Consider the following 21,113-nt stretch of genomic DNA (forward strand, 5'->3'; position numbering starts at 1 on the left):
GCAAACTGGCAAAACATGGCTACCGGGGGCTATTCAACGAGTTCAAGGTCTGGTAGATGTTTGTCGCCGGGTGGCACGTGAATAGGGTCAGCCCGCTTCCTTCGCGCCTGCCTCGAACGATCCCGCGCGAAGTCCGGCCAGGCTCGCTCGTGCCTGTGACGCTTCCCTGGCCGCGCCGATCCGGTCCGCGACCTCGATGGCCTCGGCGATGTGCGCCGTGGCCGAGGCCTGCTGGCCCAGTTGGAGTTCGGCGAGTCCCAGCGCGTGCAGCGCCTGGGCCTGTTCGTGTGCGGCGCCCACGCTTCGGGCCAGGTCCAGGGCGTGCTGGTGCCGGGTCGCCGCTTCGCCGAACCTGCCCGCGGCGTGCAGGGCGGCACCCATCGCGTGCAGGGTGTCGGCGGCGTTGCGGCGGTCGCCGAGCCTGCGGAAGGTGGCCAGGGAATCCTTGTAGAGGTCGAGCATGGTGGTGAGTTCGTCCGGAGAATTCATGGTGCTGGCGAGATTCACCTGGGTGATGGCGCTCTCCGACGGGCTGCCTGTTTCACTGAGGGCCTCCAGCGATTCCTGGAGAATTCGGCGTGCGGTATCGGTTTCGCCCATGTGGAGATGGAGATCCGCGAGGTTGTTGAGGACGTGCGCGTATTCTCGTCCGTCCGCCGATCTTCGGAAATCGGTGAGGGCCGCGTGGAAATTCTCCCGGGATTCGTCGAAATTCCCCAGGTAGAGGTGTGTTATGCCGAGATTGTTCCGCGAGCGAGCGATCTGCCAGGGGTCTCCCGAGGCGAGACGTAGACGCAGGGTGGTGAGCTGGAATTCGAGTGCTTCCGTCAGGCGGCCGAGATTCCAGTGGAGAACTCCGAGCTGGTGGAGGGCCTCGGCCCTGGCCTCGGTGTCGCCGATCTCCCCGGCGCCCTGGAGCGCGCGCCGGTGGGCGGTACGGGCCTCCTCGTATCGGCCGCAGCGGGACAGGGCGTTGCCCAGGTCGATCAGCGCGTGGACCTCGGACTGGCGTTCGCCGGCCATGTGCCAGTGCTGCACGGCGGACGCGTGCATACGCCGGGCGTCCGCCGAGTAGCCCTCCTCGTCGAGGAATCCGGCCAGCGCGCTCGCGAGGAGGGCTGCCGCCCGCAGGCGCCCCGTAGCCCGGCAGCGGCGTTCGGCGGCGAGGAGTGCCGTGCGCTCCGCGAGGAGCCAGCGGCGGGCCGACCGGGGATCGTCCCAGGGCGGCACCGGATGCTCCGCAGGCGGGAGCGGACGTTGCGGGCGAAGGGCGCGCGGCTGGATCATTTTGTCGGCCGCGTCGGATGCCTGCACATAGAAATCGATCATTCTGTCCACGGCCCGGTCGCGCACGATGTCGGATTCCTCGGTCATGACCAGGTCGCGTGCGTATTCGCCAAGAAGATCGTGGAGCGTGTAGCGCTCGGGTGCGGGTTCGCGCACCAAGTGGGCGTCGAGCAGCACCTCCAGGATGTTTTCCGTCGCGTCGTGCGGAAGGCCGGCGAGGGCGGCGAGTGCGTATGCGTCTATGTCGGGACCGAATCGGAGGCCGAGAAATCGGAAAAGTGTTTGCTCTTCGCGCGTGAGTGTTCTGTACGAAACTTCGAACGCCGTGGCTATCCCGCCTCTGGTGCCGTCCCGGATTTCCTGGAGTCGCCCCTGTCCGTGTGTGAGTCGGCGCAGGAGATGGGCGGTCGTCCAGGAGGGGCGGGATGCCAGTCGCCCGGCGGCCAGTTCTATCGCGAGCGGCAAGTAGCCGGTCAGGCGGACGATGTCCGAGACCTCGCCCGTCTGGCGGGTGCGGTCCTCGCCGGCCACGGAACGGAACAGGGCGACGGCGTCCTTCGGTGGCAGCACGTCGAGCTGGATCGACCGGATGCCGGGCAGCCCCGTGAGCCGTCGGCGGCTGGTGACGATGACGAGGGACGGTGAGGCGCCCGGCAGCAGGGGGCGCAGCTGTTCCGGGCCCGCCGCGTCGTCCAGGATGACGATGGCGCGGCGGTTGCTGAGAAGGCTGTGCCACAGGCTCGCCAGCTCGTCCGGATCCTGCGGGAGATCCTTCGCGGGGACCCCGAAGGCACGGATCAGGGAGCTGAGCGCGGCCTCGGTGGTGAGAGCCTCCTGGCCGGGCGTGTGGGCGAGCAGGTCGAGGTGGACGGCCCCGTCCGGGTAGAGCGGCCCGAGCTGTCTCGCCGCATGCAGCGCCAGCAACGTCTTTCCGGCTCCGGCCATGCCCGACACGGTCTGCAGGGCGATGACGGTGCGTCCGGCCGCCGCACCCACTGAACCCGCCGCCAGGGGTGAGACGGTGTCGACGATTGCCGCCAACTCCTCCTCGCGGCCCACGAGTTCAGCGTGACCGGGCAGCGTCCGGGGTGCCGCGACCGCCGCCGCACCGGCGCCCACCGCGGCCTCGGGCCGGGGTAGGAAGGCCTGTACGGGCGCGCCGTTGAGGACGAGTCCGTGCAGCCGGGAGAGCGCCGCGCCCGGGTCCGCGCCGAGGTCGTCCCGCAGCCGGCGCCGGACACTCTCGAAGACGCGCAGCGCGTCGGCCTGCCGTCCGCTGCCGTAGGTGGCCGTCATCAGCTGGCCGGCGAGCAGTTCGTCGGTGGGGTGCTCCTCCAGGAGGTCGGTGAGGTCGGGGACCAGTTCGGCGAAGCGGCCCTCGCGCAGTTCGAGTTCGATACGGATCAGCTGCGCGGAGAGGTGCCGTTGCCCGAGGACGCCCCTGATGTGCTCGGCCCACAGTCCCGGCAGACCGGCCAGCGGCTCGCCTCGCCAGAGTGCACCCGCCTCACGCAGCAGATCGAGCGCCTGCCGGTCGTCACCGGTGTCGCTCAGGGTGCGTGCCCGGGCGGTCAGCCCCTGGAAGCGGTGGTAGTCCACCTGGTCGGGGCGCACGTTCAGGGAGTAGGTGTGCGCCTGCTGGACCAGCCGCGCTTCGCTGTCCAGCGCCCGGAGTCTTCGCCGGATCCGGGCGGCGTACGAGTGCAGGCTCGCCCGAGGGCGCGCGGGCGGGCTCTCGTCCCACAGCCGGTGGATCAGCGCGTCGAGGGAAACCGGGCGCCCCGCTTCGAACGCGAGCGCCGCGAGGAGCAGCCTCTCCTTGGCCGAGCCGAGCGGATCGGCGTACTGGTTTCCGCGCAGTTCGACCGGTCCCAGTAAGCGAATTTCCCAGTCCACCAGTGCCCCCGTCCGACGGTCGGCCCGCGCTCTGGCGTCGATAAGAATCGCATGCGGTCAATAACTGTTCAAATATTGCTACACCTTGAAATATTTAATGGCTCATTTTTGACGGATGTGAACCCGCCAAGAACTTGTTCGGTCTGATGCGGTCGGCGACCGGGTAGGACGTAAGACGTCGGGCATCGGGGGACCTGGGAGAGCGGCGCATGCAGCACGTGACGGCCGAGGAATTGCGCACGGCCCTGACACTGGCCGCCCGTCGGCCACATGCCCAGCGGACACTCGCCCACCTCGTGCGCGCATGGTCGGCACCGGCGATCTCCGAATCCGTACGGGCCTGGACCGAGCAGCCCACCGGAACGGGCGCGGCCGACAGCACCCGGGCCCTCGCCGTCCTGCTGGCGAGGGAAGCGGCGAACAGCCCTGCGCTCGCCGGGGAGTTACGGCGATGGCACGCCGATGTCCTGGCCATGGAGGCCGCCGACAACGCCCGCCATCAGGTCGCGAACAGCATCGGCACCTCCGCGAGCATCGTCGGACCGGTGGTCCAGGCCCGTGACATCACCGGCGGCGTCCACTTCCACCCCGTACTCGATCCGTCGGCGGCCAGGGCACCGGCCGTCCCGCGCCAAGTGCCGCCCGTGCCGGGTCACTTCATCAACCGGCACGCCGAACGGGCCGAGCTGGACAGGCTGGCGCACGCCTCGCCCGACGGCGCCACGATCGCCGTCATCAGCGGACCGGCCGGCATCGGCAAGACCGCACTGGCCCGCCGCTGGCTCCTCGGCCGCGTGGCCTCCTTCCCCGACGGGCAGTTGTACGCCGATCTGCGCGGCCACTCCGCCGACGGCCCCGCCCGCCCTGGCGAACTCCTCACGGAACTCCTGCGCTCCTTCGGCCATGAACGCATCCCCGCCGAGCTGAACGAGCAGGCGGCGCTGTGGCGTTCGGTCACCGCCGACGCACGCATCGCCCTGCTGCTCGACAATGCGCTCAGTGCCGCCCAGGTGCGCCCCCTGCTGCCCGGATCGATGGTGGCCCTCACGGTCGTGACCAGCCGGAACCGGCTCACCGGCCTCGGCTTGGAGGGCGCGGCCTTCGTCCCGCTGGACGCGTTGGGCACCGGTGACTCCATGGAACTGCTCAGCCGCCGGGTGGGCGCCGACCGGGTACGACAGGAGCCGGAAGCGGCGCTGGCCATGGCCCGGGCCTGCGCGGGGCTGCCGTTGGCCGTGTGCGTGGCCGGAGCGCGGGCCGCGTCCCGGCCACGGCAGTCGCTGGAGGTACTGGCACGGGCACTGAGCGGTGGAGGGGGAGAGGGCCCGCTGGAGGCGCTGCGGATGGGAGGCGAGTCCGCCGTACGCGCGGCGCTGCAGGAGTCGTACCGCCTTCTGGATCCCCAACTAGCGCATGCCTACCGGCATTTGAGCCTGGCCCCGGTACCTGTGCTCACTCCGTCCGTGGCCGCGGCGGTCTGTGATGCCGAGGGGGGTGCCATGGACCGGATGCTCGACGAACTGGTCGAGGTGCACCTTGTGGAGGATCTCGGGCCGGACCCGCGCACCGGCCTCGACCGCTACCGCTTCCACGACCTGATCCGTGCCCACGCGCAGGAACGCGCCGCCGAGGAGGAGACCATCGAGGACAGCGACCGGGCCGTACGACGCGTCGTGGATCACCACTTGGTCGTGGCCACGGCCGCCGAGGCCCTGCTCACCCCCAGCCACCGCACCCTGCGCCGCGACTGGGCCGAGCCGCCCGCCGCACCGCCGTTCACCGACGCCCCGGGCGCGCTGCGCTGGCTCGACGCGGAACGCGCCCGGCTGATGGCCGTACTGCGGACCGCGGCGGCCCGGGGCTGGGACGCTGCCGCCTGGCAACTCACCGACGCCCTCTGGCCGTTGTTCCTGCGCCTGCGCCCCTACGACCTGTGGATCGAGGCCCATGAGATCGGCCTCGCCGCGGCCCGCCGGGACCGGGACCGGGCCGGGATCAGCCGTATGCTCACCTCGGGCGGCGCCGGCCTGCGCAACGTGGGCCGTTACGAGGAAGCCCTGACCTGGTTCGGCCAGGCGCTGGACGTGGCCCGCGAGGACGTGGCGGTACTCGCGCCCCAAGAGACGGACCGTTCGCTGGAGTTGACGGCCGCCAGACGCAACGAGGCCCAGGCGCTGCACGGTCTGGGGCAGACGCACCGGCTCGCGGGCCAACTGGACCTGGCCCGCGAGTACTTCACCCGGGACCTGGCCCTGCGCGAGGAGATCGGCTACCGGCGAGGCGCCGCCCTGACCCGGCTCTGCCTGGGCGACACGGCGTTGGCGGACGACCGCCCGGCCGAGGCCCTCGGCCATCTCACCCGCGCCCGCACCGAACTCCTCGCCGAGAACGACCCGTACGACGCGGCCCGCGCGCTCGCCTACCTCGGCCGGGCCCACGCCCGCCTCGACGATCCCCGCTACGACCTCGCCGACAGCCAACTCCGCCAGGCGATCAGCGAGTTCGAACAGACCGGCTCGGTCCACTGGCAGGCGCGAGTGCTGGAGATGCTCGGCGAGGGGGCCGAGGAGCGCGGGGACACAGAGCAGGCGAGAGAGTGGTACGAGCAGTCGCTGGCGCGCTATGAGCCGGTCAGCGAGGTCGACGCGCGTCGTCTGGCGGACCGGCTGCGTGAGGTGGATTGAGTGCGGGGGCTGTCCGGGGCGCGGAGGCGCTGCCTTCTCCGGCTCGATGGAGGAACCGGGGACGAGGGGACTTCGAGCGGGCCGAGCTGATCCGCGCCCTTCGGCGAGGCCGATGCGCGCGGGCCGGTTGCGGCGTTTGCCGTGCTCCCGGTGCTCGGCCGGCGCGCGGGGCCGTTGCGCTCTCCGGCTCGGTGAAGGAAGCCGAAAAGCGTGGGGATGCCGAGCGGGCCAGGGACTCGTACGCGCAGTCCCTGGCCCGCGACGAGCCCGTCAGTGAAGCTGACGGGCACTGCCTGGCGGACCGGTTGCGGCGCTCGCCGTGACCCCGGCTCGCGTGCGGAGCACAGGGCCGACCCCGAACCGCGCCCGCGCGACACAACCACCGCCCGCCCCAGCGAGCAGCACCAGCAGGCAGCCCGGGTAGCGCCACAGCAGCAACCCGCCCAGCAGCCAGGCTTCGGCGGCCGGTCTCGGGCGGGTGCTGAACAGCACGTCGGCGCACTCGCACCAGTTTTCCCCGGTCTCTCCGGTGGCGTCGAGGCAGACGATCACCAGATCGCCGTCCGTCAGGGCGTCGCTCACGCCGATCTCCTGCTCCGCCGCCCACCCCACAGGCGGCGGGGGAGCGGGAGCGGGGGCAACACGGGTTCGTGGGCGGGCTCGCCGAGGCCCAGCAACCGGTACATCAACTTGCGGGTGTTGGGCCCGAACCGTCCCGGCTCCGAGGAGATGCGCCGCGCGATCCGGGCGTACCCCGTGGCTGGATAGACGGACCGGGCGTAGGCGAGTTGCTCGGGCAGGGCATGCGCGGGGGACAACGCCGGTGCCACGCGGGCGAGTTCGGCGCCCGGGGAGGTGGGATCGACGTCCGCCTCCGGGAAGCGGGCCAGGATGATGGGCGCACGGGTGAGCGTGGAGTACAGCGTCACGGAGCCGTGGTCGCCGATCACCCAGTCCGCGGCGACCAGCAGTGAACGCCAGTCCAGCTCCGGCGGGACGACGACGATGCCGTGCCGCCGTGCCGTCGACAGCCAGGACCGCACCTGCCAAGGGCCGTGCCCCGACCAGACGTTGGGGTGCACCAGCACCGCCACCCGGTACTCGTCGGCCGGCAGTTCCGTGAGGAGCCTGGGCAGCAGCGCGTCCAGCCGGTTGAAGGAGGACCCGGCACCCCAGGTCGAGGAGACCAGCAGCAGTTTCTGACCGCCGCGCAGCCCCAGCGCGGCACGGAAGCGGGCGCGCAGCGGCATGCTCGCCGCGATCCGGTCGTGCGTGGCGTCACCGACCACCTCGGTGACGGGCAGCGCCTCCGGGCACTCCCGCCGCAGCGTGTCCAGGTCGTCCCGGTGCGCGACCGCCAGCGCCTTGGGCACCAGCCGTCCGTCCCGTACCAGATACCGCCTGCCCAGCCCGCCGACGGTCCGGGGCGCTCCCGGATCCCGGTCGTCGGCGGGCCGCGAGAGCTTCATGTGCCCGGCGCCGTGCGGAAGTCGCAGCAGCGGGCCGTGGAGCCGGTCGACGCCCTGCGAACCGGCGGCCAGCACCAGGTCGAACTTGTCGTCGAGAGCGGCCTGCCAGGGCAGCAGGCTGTCGTGCTCCACGGGCACGGAGCGGGTCGCACCCGCATTGAAGGCGTGCGGAGCGATCGTGAAGTCGACTTGGATCCGCAGATCGGACTCCAGCAGCGACAGCACGTCACGCAGCCGCTGCCCGTACACCTGTGTGTGTACGACGGCCAGGACCCGCTTGCAGCCCGGCAGCGTCAGCCATTGCCGTGCACCGTCCATCGGTACCCCCGTTGTCGTGTTCCTGGTGAGTTGGAACGCTCGGTTCGGGGGTGCCCCGGTACCAGGTCGGAAGGCTTGCCACGGCCTTGCCGAAACCTTGCAGAGGCGGGAGGGGAGCAGAAAGACGGGCGGGCCGCCGGATGATCTCCGGCGGCCCGCCCGTGAGGAGGGAGAAGGAAGGTCGGTCAGCTCACGTCGGAGGCGTCCAGGCGGTACAGGCCGCTGCTGGTCGACGTGGACGTGGACGTCGAGGTCGACGAGCTGCTCGTCGAACTGGTGCTGTACTCCGACGAGTTGACCGCCGTGCCGTGCTCCTTCACCCAGGTGGCGATCTCGGAGTTGGTGCCCTGGCCGCCGTCGCTGCTGACGATGATGTAGTGCAACTTCCCCGACTTCACCAGGCTCTTGAGCTTGGCCAGGGTCATCGCGTTGTCGCTGCCCGACCAGCCGCCCATCGAGATCACGGGCTGGCCCGACTCCAGGATGATCGAGGACGCCGTCTGGTCGGTGGCCACCGCCAGCAGCCAAGTGGCCCCGTCCTGGTGCTTCTTGAGGTATGTGATCATGTCGGACGACACCTGGGTGCCGCCGCCCATCCCGCCGCCACCGCCACCGGTGCCTCCGCCGTCGCCGCTCGGACGCGTGCCCGACTCGGTAGCCGTCTCCGACGAACTCCCGCTGGAGGAGGACGAGTTGCCGGACGGGGGCGTCCCCATGGACTGGCCGCCGCTCTCGCTCGTCCCGCTGCTGCCGCTCGTACCCCTGGAGCCCTGCGGAGCACCGCCACCGCCGCCACCCATGCCGCCGCCCGTGCTGGGGCCGGCCGTCGGGTTGGTGCCGTTGGTGCTGGAGGTCGCGGCTGAGACCGAGTAGGCGGCCGGGCCGGCGAGCAGGGCGACCACCGCGGCCAGTGCCGCGATGCCCATCAGGCGGTGCCGCTTGGTGAAGCGGCCGATCAGCAGACCCAGGACCGAGACAGTGCCCGCCACCGCCACCACGATCTCCGCGACCGTGTACAGCGTGCCCGAGCCGGACACCCGCTGGAGCAGGACGACCGCCCAGACCGCGCTCGCCGCGACCGCCAGCGGGAGCACCCAGGCCCACTTCGCCGCCGAGCCCTCACGGAAGGCGCGGTAGAGCATGACGCCGCCGGCGCCCGCCAGGGCCGCGATACCGGGAGCCATGGCCGTGACGTAGTACGGGTGGAAGGTGCCCTCGGCGAGCGCGAAGGTCAGGTAGTGCAGGACGAACCAGCCGCCCCAGAGCATCAGCGCCGCGCGCTTGGCGTCGGTGCGGGGGGCCCGGCCGCGCAGGACCAGGCCCGCGACCAGGGCGATCAGTGCGAACGGGATCAGCCAGGAGATCTGGCCGCCCATGATCTCGTTGAACATGCGGTAGATGGACGCCGTACCGCCGAAGCTCGCGCCGTTTCCGGCCGAGCCCGTCGACGAACTCGCCCCGAAGATCCGGCCGAAGCCGTTGTAGCCGATGACCAGGTCCCAGACCGTGTTGTCGGTCGAACCGCCGATGTAGGGGCGGGAGGAGGCAGGGATAAGGTCGACGACCACCATCCACCAGGCGGAGGAGACGATCAGTGCGACTGTGGCCACCGCCAGGTTGCGGATGCGCTTGCCCAAGCCCGCGTTCGCCGCCCAGAGGTAGACCAGGAAGAAGACCGGCAGGACGACGTACGCCTGCATCATCTTGGTGTTGAACGCGAAGCCGATCGCCACCGCCGACCACACCAGCGGCATCAGCCGTCCGGTGCGCACCGACTTCATCAGGGCAGCCGCGCCCAGCAGCATCAGGAAGACCAGGATCGGGTCCGGGTTGGTGTCCCGGGTGATCGCCACCGTGATGGGGGTGAGGGTGAGCGCGAGGGCCGCGATCGTCGCCGCCACCGGGCCGAAGTCCCGCTTCACCATGCGGAACAGCAGGGCGACCGAGCCGGTGCCGACCGCGACCATCGGCAGCATCAACTGCCAGGTGCCGTAACCGAACACGCGGGCCGACAGGCCCATCACCCAGAGGGCGAAGGGGGGTTTGTCGACGGTGATGAAGCTGCCGGAGTCCAACGCCCCGAAGAAGAACGCCTTCCAGCTCTTCGTGCCGCTGTACACGGCCGCGTTGTAGAAGGTGTTGCCGGTGATGGAGGAGAGGTTCCAGGCGTAGAGCGCCGTGGCGAGGAGCAGGATTCCCCAGAGCGTCGGGCGGGTCCAGCTCGGGTCCTCGGGGGCGCCGGTGAACAGCCGCTTGGCGCGGGCCGCGAGACCGCCGCCGGAGGGCGGGGGTTCGGCGCGGTGGCGGGGCGCGGGTGCGCTGTCGCGGGTCGGCGGCGGGGCGAGGGTCGTCATGACGCGTACTCCAAGCTGGGGACGGGGCTGCTGCTGGTGACGTGCTGAGGCGCGCCTACGGGGCTCTGCGCGGGTACGCGACGCGGTACGGGGATCCGGGCGCGGCCGGTGACACTGGCGCGCAGCATCCGGCGTACGCCTCTGAGGTCGTCGAGGGCGGTGCGGACGATGTCGACCCGGCTGTCGGGGTCGTCGACCCAGTCGACCGGTACTTCGTGGATGCGCAGGCGGTTGCGCTGGGCCAGGACCAGCAACTCGGTGTCGAAGAACCAGGCGTTGTCCTCGATGTGGGGAGCCAACGCCCGGAAGACATCCGTGCGGACCGCCTTGAAGCCGCACTGGGCGTCCGAGAAGCGGGCCGCCAGGCCGAGCTTCAGGAGGAGGTTGTACGAGCGGGAGATGAACTCGCGCTTCGGGCCGCGCACCACGTCGGCCTGGCGGTGCAGCCGGCTGCCGATGGCCACGTCGCTGTGGCCGGAGAGCAGGGGGGCCACCAGCGGGAGGAAACCCGCGAGGCCGGTGGACAGGTCGACGTCCATGTAGGCGACCACGTCGGCTGTGGAGTCGCTCCACACGTGCTTCAGCGCGCGGCCCCGGCCCTTGGCGTCCAGGTGGACGGCGTGGACGTGGGGGAGGCGGAGCGTCAGGTCGGTCGCGACCTGCCAGGTGGCGTCGGTGCTGGCGTTGTCCGCGACCGTGATGCGGAACGGGAACGGGAAGGAGGCTTCGAGGTAGGCGTGGAGACGGCCGATGCTCTCGGCGAGTACGTGCGCCTCGTTGTACACCGGCACCACGATCTCGACCGAACGCTGCCGGACGCCCCTCGCGTTCGTTTCGTTCATGCCAGTGACGATCGGGGCCGTATCTGGGGCGACCCTGAGGCGACTCTGAGCGAGGAATGAGAATCAGCGGACTCACAGGTCGTACATAGGCTGCCTGTGCGAGAGCTGTCCCAAGGGCTTCCTCAGGGCCGTCTCAGGCCGTGTGCGCGTTCCCGCCGCCCGGCGCCGCCGACGCGATCAACTGGTCGATCAGCGCGATCAGTACGTCCCGGCACGACTCCCGGTCCCGTGCGTCGCACAGCAGGACCGGCGTGTGCTCCGGCAGCGCCAGCGACTCCCGGATCTCGTCCGGCTCGTACGGATGCTCCCCGTGGAAGCCGTTCACGCCGACGACGAACGGGATGTCCCGGCGCTCGAAGAAGTCGATCGCCGCGAAGCTCGACTCCGGCCGGCGCACGTCGATGAGGACCACGGCCCCCAGCGCGCCGATCGAGAGGTCGTTCCACATGAACCAGAACCGCTGCTGTCCCGGCGTACCGAAGAGGTACAGGATCAACTCGTGGCTCAGGGTGATGCGGCCGAAGTCGAGGGCCACGGTGGTGGCCTTCTTCTCCTCGATGCCGTCGAGGTCGTCGATGCCGAGGCCCGCCGCGGTGAGCGGTTCCTCGGTGCGCAGCGGCACGATCTCGCTGACCGAGCCGACCATCGTCGTCTTGCCCACGCCGAAGCCACCGGCGATGAGGATCTTGACCGTGTCGGGCGCCGAGGTCCCGTTCGCGGTCAGGCTAGAGCCGGCCAAGGCCGTCCCTCACTTTCTGGAGCAGGTCCATGTCCGTGGTGCGCGAGATCTGCCGCGGGGACTGGGCGGTGATCCGGCCGGCCTCCAGCAGATCGCACAGCATGATGACGACCACGCTCACCGGGAGGTCCAGATGGGCCGCCAGCTCCGCCACCACGACGGGCCGTGCGCACAGCCGCAGGATCCGAGCGTGCTCGGGCTGCGGGCGGGCGCCGCCGTCGGGCTGCGGCTCCACCGCCGTCACCGACGTGATCAGTGTGAAGTCGGCGCGGCTGGGCCGGGTCCGCCCGCCGGTGAGCGTGAACGGCCGTACGAGCCGGCCGGCCGCGTCGCTTCCGCTCACCTCACTCGCCGGCCGCGCCGACGACCCCGGCACGCGGGGCCGCGCTGAGGTGCTCACCGATCTTCTTCACCAGCATGTTCATCTGGTACGCCACCACCCCGACGTCGGCTCCCTGGCTGGTCAGCACGGCGAGATGGGCGCCGGGACCGGCCGCGGTGAGGATCAGGTAGCCGTTGCGCATCTCGATCAGCGCCTGGCGCACCGGACCGCCGCGGAAGTCCATGCTGACGCCCTTGCTGAGGCTCATCAGCCCGGACGCGGTCGCCGCGAGCCGCTCGGCGTCGTCGCGCAGGAACGCCGTCGACCTGCTGACGACCAGTCCGTCCTCGGAGAGCACGACGGCGTGGTTCACCTCGGCTACCCGGTCCACGAGTCCGGTGAGCAACTGGTCCAGCTCGGTGTGCGTGGCGGGGGTGGGGCGTGTCATTTCTCTGTCCTTCATCAGCGGTCTGCGGGCGGAGTCGAGGTGACCGGAGTGCCTGCGTCGGGGAGCGGTGCGTCGGGTTCCTGAGGCGAGTCGTCCTCCCCATGGTCGTACTGCTCTTCGGCGTCGTCGTCACGGGCCTGGAGGGTTCCGCGCTGGAAACCGGAGAGCGAGGAGGCCGCGCGCTCCGCCGAGAACTCGTCGAGCGCGTCCTCGGACGTGCCCTCGGGTTCGGTGTCCTCCCGCAGCTCGGCGGCCAGACTGGTCTGCGGCACCCGGCGCGGCAGCGGGGTCAGTCCGCCCTTGCGGGCACCGCCGCCCTTCTCGGCCTTCCGTTCACCGCTTCGGCCCGCCCCGACGAGGGCGGCCTGCCGGGGCGCGGGGCCCGCGTCGGCGGTCCGGACCCGGGCCGCGACGGGCGGTGCCTCCCGGTCCCGGGTGCGCTCGTGCGCCGGACGCTCCGCGGCGACCGGTCCCGGCACCTCGGCGGACGCCTCCTTCGCACCCGAGGAGTCCCTGTCCGGCGCGGCGAGTTCGCGTACGACGACATCGTGCGGGATCAGCACGATCGCCGTCGTGCCGCCGTACGGCGAGGAGCGCAGCGTGACCTGGATGCCGTGCCGGACGGCGAGGCGCGCGATCACGAACATGCCGAGCCGCAGGTCGTCGGCGAGCGCCACCACGTCGAACTGCGGGGCCTCGGACAGGTGTTCGTTGAAGGACGCGTAGTCCTCCTCGGACATGCCGAGACCGCGGTCCTCGACCTCGATGGCCAGCCCCTTGGCGACCATCGCGGCCCGTACGCCGACCGGGCTGGGCGCGGGGGAGTAGGCGGTCGCGTTGTCGATCAGCTCGGCCAGCAGATGGATGACGTCGGCCACAGCGGGCGGCGCGAGATACACGTCCTCCTCGGTCTGCACCTCGACGCGCTGGTACTCGGCGACCTCACCGACGGCACTGCGCAGGATGTCGATCAGCGCGACCGGCTCGGTCCAGCTGCGGCCGGGCCGTTCACCGCTGATGATGACGAGGTTCTCCTCGTAGCGGCGCAACTGGCTTGCCGTCGAGTCGAGTTCGTACAGGCCCTTGAGGATCTCCGGGTCCTGGTGGGCGCGTTCCAGCGCGTCCAGCTTGGTGAGCTGGAGGTTGACCAGGTTCTGGCTCTGCCGGGCGATGCCCAGGATGACCTTCTGGAACCCGCGCCGGGTGTCGGCGAGTTCGACCGCGGTGTGTACGGCGGTGCGTTGCGCCGCGTTGAACGCGTGGGCCACCTGGCCGAGTTCGTCGTGGCCGTAGTCCAGCGGCGGGGTGGCCGACTCGACGTCGACCTTCTCGCCCCGGTTGAGCCGCGCGACCACGTCCGGCAGCCGGTCCTCGGCCAGGCCCAGGGTGGCCATGCGCAGCCCGCGCAGCCGGCGGGACAGGGACCGGGTGATGCGCCAGGACAGCACGATGCACAGCAGCAGCGCGACGAATCCGCCCGCGCTCAGCGAGGCCGCCTTGATCAGCAGCGACTGTGCCTCGTCGGCGCTGCGGGTGAGGAGTCCCCTGGTCTCGTCGTGGATGAGCGAGCCGTACTGGACGCTCAGTTCGTCCATCGCGGCGTTCCACTGCTTCTGCTTCTCCGGCAGGGTGATCTTCCGGTCGGCGCCGCCGCCGGGCGTGCCCGAGGCGAGCACCTGGTCCTCGATCGAGTTCAGGGTCTTCCAGGCGGAGCCCTGCATGACCGCCTCGGTGCGGGTCTTCGCCGTGCCGCTCAGGGACTGGATCAGCTGGTCCTCGACGACCCAGCGCCGGGCGCTGACCAGCCGGACGTACGCCTCCCACTCCGGCTGGTCGAAATGCCCGGAGGGCCAGGACAGGGTGAGCTGTGAGTCCTCCTGGGCGACCAGTTCGGCGGCCTGCTCCAGTGAGACGAGCGGGCCGGCCTGGGAGGTGAGGTCGCCGTCGTCGACCTGGGACAGCTCCTGGAAGGCGTGGATCTGGTTGCTGATGATCGACGAGTACTGGTCCAGCGCCTGCTGGGCGGAGATGTCGGTGAGCCTGTCGACCTGACCGCGGTAGTACTCCAGGCTGCCCGCCGCCGCGATGACCGAGTACATCCGCTCCCCGATACGGTCGGGGGCCTCCTGGATGGCCTTCGTCTGGCCGACCAGTTTCGCGACCGCCGCGTCCGTGACCTTGCGCTGTGCGTCCAGGGCGCTGCGGTCGCCCCTGGGCGAGGCCAGCCACGCGGCCGACAGGGTGCGCTCCTTCTGCAAGGCCATCGTGGCGTCGGTGCCCATGGCACCGGTCGCCCTGCTGAGCCCCGTCTGGTCCCGCAGCCGCAGGCCCTCCGAGAACATCTGAATCGTCGTCACGCCCCACATCGCGGCGAGGGTGACGCTCGGCACCAGCGCGAGCAGGATCAGCGAGAGACGTATGGAGCCGAGACGGCGCCGGGCACCTTTGCGTGGAGGCATCGTCGTCCTAGAGCGATCAGCGGTGAGCGGGAGTGACAAGAGACAAGTGGCAGGTGACAACTGACAGGTGGCAGCGGAAGCGGAACAGGCGCCGGAACATGTTTCCGGGTCCGCAGGATGCTATCCGTACAAGTGAACGTACGCACCGTGAGCCCCCAAAGCTTGGTGCAGCCGTTGTACGACGGTTGCCGCGCAGGAGGGTTGGGGAGCGAGGCGGAAGGGGATACGGAGGGCCCGCGGAAGGGCGGTCGGCGCGTACAGGGGGTGGCGGCTCAGCGGGTGCCGTTGGCGGCGAACCTGGCGACGTCGGCGATGTTCTGCTTGGTGACGAAGGCGGGCCCGGTCAGTACGGGAGCCGCTCCGCCGCCGCTGAAGTTGCCGTTGGTCCTGTACAGCCAGAGCGAGTCGACGGCGAGATAACCTTGCAGGTAGGGCTGTTGGTCCACGGCGAACTGCACATCACCGCTCTTGACCGCGTTGACGATGTCGTTGTTGAGGTCGAACGTGGCGATCTTCGCCTTGCTGCCCGACTCGTCCACCGACTTCACCGCCGCGAGCGCGAACTGCGCGCCCAGCGTCACGACTTCGTCGATGCTCGGGTCCTGGTTCAGCCGGGCCGCGACGACCGCGGTCACCGTGTCCATGTCGGTGCCGTTCACGTACAGGTTCTCGGTCTCGCCGGTGAACGTCTTCTTCATCCCGGCGCAGCGCGCCTCCAGGGCGACGTTCCCCTGCTCGTGGATGACGCAGAGGGCGTGCTTGACCTTGAGGGTGTCCAGTTTATCCCCGAGGGCGCGCCCGGCGGTCCTCTCGTCCTGCCCGAAGAACGCCGTCAGGCCCGCGGAACGCCAGGCGTCGATACCCGAGTTGAGACCGACCACGGGTATCCCCGCCGACTCCGCCTGCGCGACCGCGCTCTTCATCGCCTCAGGCTTGGCGAGGGTGACGGCGATCCCGTCGACCTTGTTCTTGACCGCGTCGCGCACCAGGGCGGCCTGGGCGGCGGCATCGGGGTCGCTCGCGTACGTCAGTTCGATGTTGTCCTTGGCTGCGGCGGCCTGCGCGCCCTTCTGTACACGCTCCCAGAAGGCGTCGCCCTTGGCGCCGTGGGTGATCAGGGCGACCTTGATCCGGGCGGTGCCGGCACCGGCGGCGCCCTGGTCGGAGTCCGACCCGTCGGAGCCGGAACCCGAACAGCCGGCCGCGAGAAGACATACGGCGGCCACACCGGCGGCAACGGCCGTGACACGGGCGGATCGTGCGGAACCGGAAGAGGCGGGGGGTGTGTTCATGGGAGTGCGGCACCTCGCAGCGCGGCCGAGGAGGGGAAGGAGAAGAGGAGAAGCGGGGGAGTGGGTACGGCGAAATCTGCGCGATCGTCGGTCGACGTGCACTGACTGTCCGACTTTCGCTGGGGCGGAGCCAATCGGATGTGACGCCTGGTAGTCAAGTGAGCAACCAGTCGGAACCGGGTCCACAAGCCGGTTCGGGGTGTGCCCGGCGCGTGTGATCCCCCTCGGTCGGTCCTGGGTAGTGTCAGAAGGATTGCCGGTGCGGAGGAGGAATGGAAGGGGAAATGGGACCTCCGGTTCCCTTTCGTGCCCCCGGTGATCAGGCTCCCCGCCCGTCCTGCACCGAGGAGCGTGACGTGAACGAGTGGCTGATCTACCGAGGCACCGGACAACCGCACGACGGAGTCGACCGGCTCCCGGACCCGCCCGCCTGGCGCCGCTTCGACGGCGGCCCACTGATCCGGCCGCCGGCCGCCGTCGACACCGTCTCCGCCCGAAGGCTCGGCCAGAGCCGCGTCTTCGCCGAGCACTACCGGCCGACCCCGGCCGAACTGGAGCTGGTCAACGCGGCGTTGTACCTGCGCCGCCCGCTGCTCGTCACCGGCGAACCGGGCAGCGGCAAGAGCACACTCGCCCACGCCGTGGCCCACGAACTGGGCCTGGGCCGGGTCCTGCACTGGCCCATCGTCAGCCGTACCCAACTCACCGACGGCCTCTACAAATACGACGCGTTGGGCCGCTTGCAGGACCTCCAGATCACCCGCCCGCGAGACCGGCCGGAGGACGGGGCGGTGCCCCTGACGTCCGGCCAACTGCCTCCGGAGGCACCCGACCTGCTCGCCCAGGGCATCGGCCGTTACCTCCAACTGGGCCCGCTGGGCACCGCGTTGCTCCCCACGGCACGGCCCCGGGTACTCCTCGTCGACGAGCTGGACAAGAGCGACATCGACCTGCCCAACGACCTCCTCGGGGTCCTGGAGGAGGGCGAGTTCGGCGTCCCCGAACTGGAGCGGATCGCCGAACACCGCCCGGTGGTACGGGTCCGCGACCACGACGGGCGCTCCGTGGAGGTCCACGAAGGTCGGGTCCGCTGCCGGGCCTTCCCCTTCATCGTCCTCACGAGCAACGGTGAACGGGACTTCCCTTTACCGTTGTTGAGGCGTTGCGTCCACCTCCACCTGGAGCCCCCGGACGAGGACCGGCTCGCCGCCATGGTCCGCGCCCACTTCGGCGAGGACGCGGCCGACCAGCACGCCGACGTCATCGCCCGGTTCCTGGAACGCAGGCCCGGCGAACAACGGGCGGCCGACCAGCTCCTCAACGCCATCTACCTCACCCGCCACGCCCAGGACGAGGAACCAGGCACCCGCGCCCACCTCGCCGAACAACTCATGCGTCCGTTGAATCGGCCGGCGAGGTGAGCGGGGGCGGGGGGTCGGTGGAGCGGTCGGGGGTGCCGGACCTGCCGGGGGCGCCGGGGTCGCCGGACCCGTCGGGGTCTCCGGACGAGTTGGGCATGCCGGGGCTGTCGGAGCTGGGCCCGCTGAGCCCGTCGGGGTCTCCGGATCAGCTGGGGTCGCCGGGGGCGCCGGACCAGTTGGGCACGCGGGGGTCGCTGGAGCCGCCGGACCTGCCGGAGCCACTGGGGTTGCCGGACCAGCTGGGCACGCGGGGGTCGCCGGAGCCGCCGGACCTGTCGGGGTCGCTGAGGTCGTCGGGGTCGCTGGACCCGCTGGGTTCGCTGGTCCGGCGTCTGGGGGAGGCGGGGGTCAGGACGGGGGCCACTGAACTTGCCGACGCGCTCTGGCTGGCGGGGCGGATGGCCGAGGCGGGTTCGGGGGGTGCTGTGGGTGGTGGCGGGGAGGATGCCCCGGGCGGCTCACCTCCAGGGGAGAGTGGCCCCACGCCGGATCCGTCCGACCCGCCGGACGGCCCACTGCCCGCCCAACTCCTCGCGGTGGTCCGGGAACAGCGGGCGGAGCGGACGTACGACGCGCCGGGCGCCGAGATCCTCGTGCCGACGGCGTCCGCCTTTCCGGGCCTGCTGTCCCTGGGGCACGCCCTGCGCCCCCTCCAGAGCCGGCCGGTGCCGACCGGACCGCCACGGCCCCGGAACGACGACGTGCTCGACGAGTCCCGCACCGCGCAGGCGAGCGCCGTCGGGGACTGCGCCCTGCCGGTCTTCCGGGCCGACCGGCGCCGGCAGTCCCGGATGCAGCTGCTCGCCGACGACTCGCCGTCAATGGGCGCCTGGGAACGCACCCTGGAGGAACTGCGCCTCGCCTGCGAACAGTCCGGCGCCTTCCGGTCGGTGACCGTCCACCGGCTGCGCCCGCACCCCGACGGCGGAGTCGGTGTGCTGTGCCGGGCGGGCGGCAGCGAGTGGCTCGCCCCGGCGGACGGTCTGCGCGACCCGAGCGGCCGGACGGTCACTCTGCTGCTCAGCGACTGCTCCGGTCCGCTGTGGCGACACGGCGCCGCCCAGCGGCTGCTCCACCGGCGACTGCGCACGGGCCCGCTGGCCGTCGTACAGCCACTGCCCGTCCGCCTGTGGCCGCAGACCCTGCTGCCCACCGAACCCGGCACCCTCTGGCGCACGGCGGGCCCCGGCGGCACATTCGGCTTCCGGCCGTTCCACGACCCGGGTCCCGGGGACGGCCGGGCGCTGCCGGTCCCGGTCCTGCCGCCGACGCCCGCCGCACTCGGCGCTTGGGCGCGTTTGCTGTCGGAACGTTCGGCGGACGCGCTGACGGCCTCCGTGGCCCTGGTCGGGCCCGCGGACACGGGAACGGCACCCGCTCCCCGCCCCGACCGCACCCCGGAACAGCTGGTCGAGAACTTCCGCGCCGCCGCCTCCCCGGCCGCCCGCCGCCTCGCGGTCTACCTCTCGGCGGCGCCACTGGCGTACCCCGTGATGCAAGTCGTACAGCGAGCCCTGCTGCCCGGAACCGGCCCGGTCGAACTGGCCGAGGTGCTCTTCAGCGACCTGCTGGTGGAGGTGGCGGACGAGAGCGACGGCCCCGGTCCCTGGTACGAATTTGCCCCGGGCGTAAGGGACTTACTGCTTCGCAGACTGGAGCTGGACGAGGCCCGCGCGGTGCTGGAGCAGTGCTCGCGCTATCTGGAACGGGTGTGGGGAGCCCGCGCCCGGAACTTCCCTGCGGTGGTGGTCGGCCACCTGTCGGGCACGGCCGTCCGGGCCGGGACCGGCCGCCCGGACGACACCGAGGAGACACCTGACCGCCCGGTCCCGCAGCCCTTCGCGGACGTACCCCGCAGGGTGCTGCGCAGATTCCAGCCGGGATACGTCGAGAACACCTCGATCGCCTCTGACGCCTCAAACACCCCGACTAACCGGTCGCAGTCGCAATCACGGGTCCTCCGGCTGGCCCGTACCCGCCTCACCCGCTACGAACGCCAGGGCGGCATCCGCGACCTCTGGGACGCCGTACGCATCCTGCGTGCGACTGCGCCCGGCGCGGAGACGGCGGCACTCCTCGCCGAGTGTCTGCTCGGCCTCTGGGACATCCACCGGGACCGCGCGGTGCTGCGGGAGGCCGAGGACACCGTCCGCACGGCGGCGGACCCCGCCGGCTCGCCGTCGGCCCGCGCGCACCTCGTCCTCGGCAGGGTCCTCCGGGCCCGCGCGGCGACCGAGCCCGACGACGAGGCGAGGGCCCGGACACTGGCCGAGGCGGCCGAGAGCCTGGAGCGCGCCTACGCCCTCCTCCGCTCCGAGCCGGGCCCCCTGCTCGATGTCCTGCTCCACGTCGTCGAGGTGGTCCGCGCCCGCTACCGGCTCCTCGGCGACCGACGACTGCTGTACGGGGCCCAGGTGCGGCTCGACGCCCTGCTGGAGGGCTGGCCGGGCGAACACCCCCTGCCCGGCACGGCGTTGCTGGCGCGCGGCGGGCTGCTGACGGAGCTGTACGCCAACGCGCGCGAACGCGACTCGGCCGACGAGGCACGGGCGCTCGCCGTCCAGGCGGCGGCGGACTTCGAGTCGGCCGCGGAGTCGGCGGAGCGCGCGGGGGAACCGCCGGGGGTCGTCTGCCGGGCGCGGCTCGAACTGGCCGCGGCCCGGGCGGTCGTGACGGGGAATCAGGGCGCGGAGGGAGTTGTCGGCGCCTTGGAAGAGGCGCTGCGGGCCGCCGGAACAGGCGCGCACACGGGCGAGTTGAGGCTGCGCGCCCTGTGGCGGCTGGCCGAGGCCCACACCGCCCGCTGGACCCGCGGCGCCGAACCGGCCGAACTGGACATCGCCGACGGGTATTTCGCGCGAGCGCAGGCGCAGTTGAGTACTGATGATCCACGGCGCCCGGAGTTGTTGGCGGCGCGGGGCGGTGCGCTGCTGAGCAAGGCGGGGCACAACGACGACGTGGCTGTTGCCACGGACGCCGTACGAGTCCTGCGCGCCGCCCTCGCCCAGACCCCTGAGAGCGACCCGCGGCTGCCGGCCCGCAGACTTCTCTTCGGACGTGCCCTGATCCTGCATCAGCGGGCGGGCGGCTCGCTCACCGACCTCCATGAGGCCGAGTGGATCCTGGCCCGCGCGGCCCGGGGCGCCATGGCCGGCCAGGATGCCGGCACGGAGGCCCTCGCCTGGTTGGAACGCGGCGACGCACTGCGGGCCCTGGCCCGCCCGCAGAACGCCACGACGGCGTACGAGGACCGGGCCGCCGAGTCCTACCGTCGCGCGGCGACTGCCGCCGAGGCCGCGGGCGAACTCCTCCTCTGCGCCCGCGCCCAGCACCGGAGAGGAACGGTCCTGGAACGCACGGCGGGCCCGGCCAGCGCCCTCGACGCGTATCGCGCCGCCTGGGCCAACTGGCAGGCGGCGGGCGACGACCAGCACCCCCAGGCCCGCACGACCCTGGAACGGATGCGCGCCCTGACCGTCCGCACAGCCGGTACCGCCCGGGGTTCGGCCTGATTGGCTCGTTTTTTCGGCCACGCTGGGCAGGAGAGCCCAGAAGAAAGGTTTCCGTGTATTGCCCGCACGG

The 21,113-nt window shown here is 71.4% G+C and carries 13 protein-coding genes; 3 read left to right on the forward strand and 10 right to left on the reverse strand.

Features of this window, described 5'->3' with window-relative positions:
* Positions 1 to 87: 87 nt before the first annotated feature.
* Positions 88 to 3,183, reverse strand: a complete 3,096-nt coding sequence (locus ACWDR4_RS27705; protein WP_450412706.1) for a BTAD domain-containing putative transcriptional regulator — start codon at positions 3,181 to 3,183, stop codon at positions 88 to 90.
* 209 nt (positions 3,184 to 3,392) lie between these two features.
* On the opposite strand from ACWDR4_RS27705, the gene ACWDR4_RS27710 reads away from it, so the two are divergent.
* Positions 3,393 to 5,867: an ATP-binding protein gene (locus tag ACWDR4_RS27710; protein ID WP_450412708.1), complete on the forward strand. Its 2,475-nt coding sequence runs from the start codon at positions 3,393 to 3,395 to the stop codon at positions 5,865 to 5,867.
* 270 nt (positions 5,868 to 6,137) lie between these two features.
* Here the strand turns inward: ACWDR4_RS27710 and ACWDR4_RS27715 are convergent, their stop codons facing one another.
* The 9 genes from ACWDR4_RS27715 to ACWDR4_RS27755 all read right to left on the reverse strand — a co-directional run bounded on the left by ACWDR4_RS27715 (position 6,138) and on the right by ACWDR4_RS27755 (position 16,110).
* The gene (locus ACWDR4_RS27715) at positions 6,138 to 6,449 is read right to left on the reverse strand and encodes a hypothetical protein (RefSeq protein ID WP_450412710.1); all 312 of its coding nucleotides are present in this window, start codon (positions 6,447 to 6,449) and stop codon (positions 6,138 to 6,140) included.
* A complete protein-coding gene (locus tag ACWDR4_RS27720; RefSeq protein ID WP_450412712.1) occupies positions 6,446 to 7,654 on the reverse strand; it encodes a hypothetical protein in 1,209 nt (402 codons plus the stop codon). Before ACWDR4_RS27720 ends, ACWDR4_RS27715 begins: the two co-directional genes overlap by 4 nt.
* 185 nt (positions 7,655 to 7,839) lie before the next feature.
* Positions 7,840 to 10,008, reverse strand: coding sequence for an ArnT family glycosyltransferase (locus ACWDR4_RS27725; protein WP_450412714.1), 2,169 nt, complete (start codon positions 10,006 to 10,008; stop codon positions 7,840 to 7,842).
* The gene (locus tag ACWDR4_RS27730) at positions 10,005 to 10,850 is read right to left on the reverse strand and encodes a dolichyl-phosphate beta-glucosyltransferase (RefSeq protein ID WP_450412716.1); all 846 of its coding nucleotides are present in this window, start codon (positions 10,848 to 10,850) and stop codon (positions 10,005 to 10,007) included. Before ACWDR4_RS27730 ends, ACWDR4_RS27725 begins: the two co-directional genes overlap by 4 nt.
* 133 nt (positions 10,851 to 10,983) lie before the next feature.
* Entirely contained in the window at positions 10,984 to 11,589 is a 606-nt protein-coding gene (locus tag ACWDR4_RS27735; RefSeq protein WP_450412718.1) for a GTP-binding protein, read from the reverse strand.
* The gene (locus ACWDR4_RS27740) at positions 11,576 to 11,932 is read right to left on the reverse strand and encodes a DUF742 domain-containing protein (RefSeq protein ID WP_235474180.1); all 357 of its coding nucleotides are present in this window, start codon (positions 11,930 to 11,932) and stop codon (positions 11,576 to 11,578) included. The genes ACWDR4_RS27735 and ACWDR4_RS27740 overlap by 14 nt, the downstream gene beginning before the upstream one ends.
* A gap of 1 nt (position 11,933) precedes the next feature.
* A complete protein-coding gene (locus ACWDR4_RS27745) occupies positions 11,934 to 12,359 on the reverse strand; it encodes a roadblock/LC7 domain-containing protein (protein WP_006377390.1) in 426 nt (141 codons plus the stop codon).
* Positions 12,360 to 12,373: 14 nt separating this feature from the next.
* Positions 12,374 to 14,818: a nitrate- and nitrite sensing domain-containing protein gene (locus ACWDR4_RS27750; RefSeq protein ID WP_450412721.1), complete on the reverse strand. Its 2,445-nt coding sequence runs from the start codon at positions 14,816 to 14,818 to the stop codon at positions 12,374 to 12,376.
* Positions 14,819 to 15,090: 272 nt separating this feature from the next.
* Complete coding sequence (locus tag ACWDR4_RS27755; protein WP_450412723.1) at positions 15,091 to 16,110, reverse strand: substrate-binding domain-containing protein; 1,020 nt, start codon at positions 16,108 to 16,110, stop codon at positions 15,091 to 15,093.
* A gap of 356 nt (positions 16,111 to 16,466) precedes the next feature.
* Between ACWDR4_RS27755 and ACWDR4_RS27760 the strand changes: the two genes are divergently transcribed.
* Together ACWDR4_RS27760 and ACWDR4_RS27765 are read left to right on the forward strand one after the other, a co-directional pair.
* Entirely contained in the window at positions 16,467 to 17,531 is a 1,065-nt protein-coding gene (locus tag ACWDR4_RS27760) for an AAA family ATPase (protein WP_450412725.1), read from the forward strand.
* A gap of 32 nt (positions 17,532 to 17,563) precedes the next feature.
* Positions 17,564 to 21,043 (forward strand): SAV_2336 N-terminal domain-related protein, encoded by a 3,480-nt coding sequence (locus ACWDR4_RS27765; protein WP_450412727.1) that lies wholly within the window; start codon positions 17,564 to 17,566, stop codon positions 21,041 to 21,043.
* The last annotated feature ends 70 nt before the right edge of the window (positions 21,044 to 21,113 follow it).

The organism is Streptomyces sp. NPDC000878 (genome assembly GCF_053599695.1).

Bases quoted from the DNA above. Each gene is read 5' to 3' on its own strand.
- ACWDR4_RS27720 (WP_450412712.1), bottom strand. From the start codon at position 7,654: ATGGACGGTGCACGGCAATGGCTGACGCTGCCGGGCTGCAAGCGGGTC.
- ACWDR4_RS27755 (WP_450412723.1), bottom strand. From the start codon at position 16,110: ATGAACACACCCCCCGCCTCTTCCGGTTCCGCACGATCCGCCCGTGTC.
- ACWDR4_RS27730 (WP_450412716.1), bottom strand. From the start codon at position 10,850: ATGAACGAAACGAACGCGAGGGGCGTCCGGCAGCGTTCGGTCGAGATC.
- ACWDR4_RS27745 (WP_006377390.1), bottom strand. From the start codon at position 12,359: ATGACACGCCCCACCCCCGCCACGCACACCGAGCTGGACCAGTTGCTC.
- ACWDR4_RS27710 (WP_450412708.1), top strand. From the start codon at position 3,393: ATGCAGCACGTGACGGCCGAGGAATTGCGCACGGCCCTGACACTGGCC.
- ACWDR4_RS27725 (WP_450412714.1), bottom strand. From the start codon at position 10,008: ATGACGACCCTCGCCCCGCCGCCGACCCGCGACAGCGCACCCGCGCCC.
- ACWDR4_RS27750 (WP_450412721.1), bottom strand. From the start codon at position 14,818: ATGCCTCCACGCAAAGGTGCCCGGCGCCGTCTCGGCTCCATACGTCTC.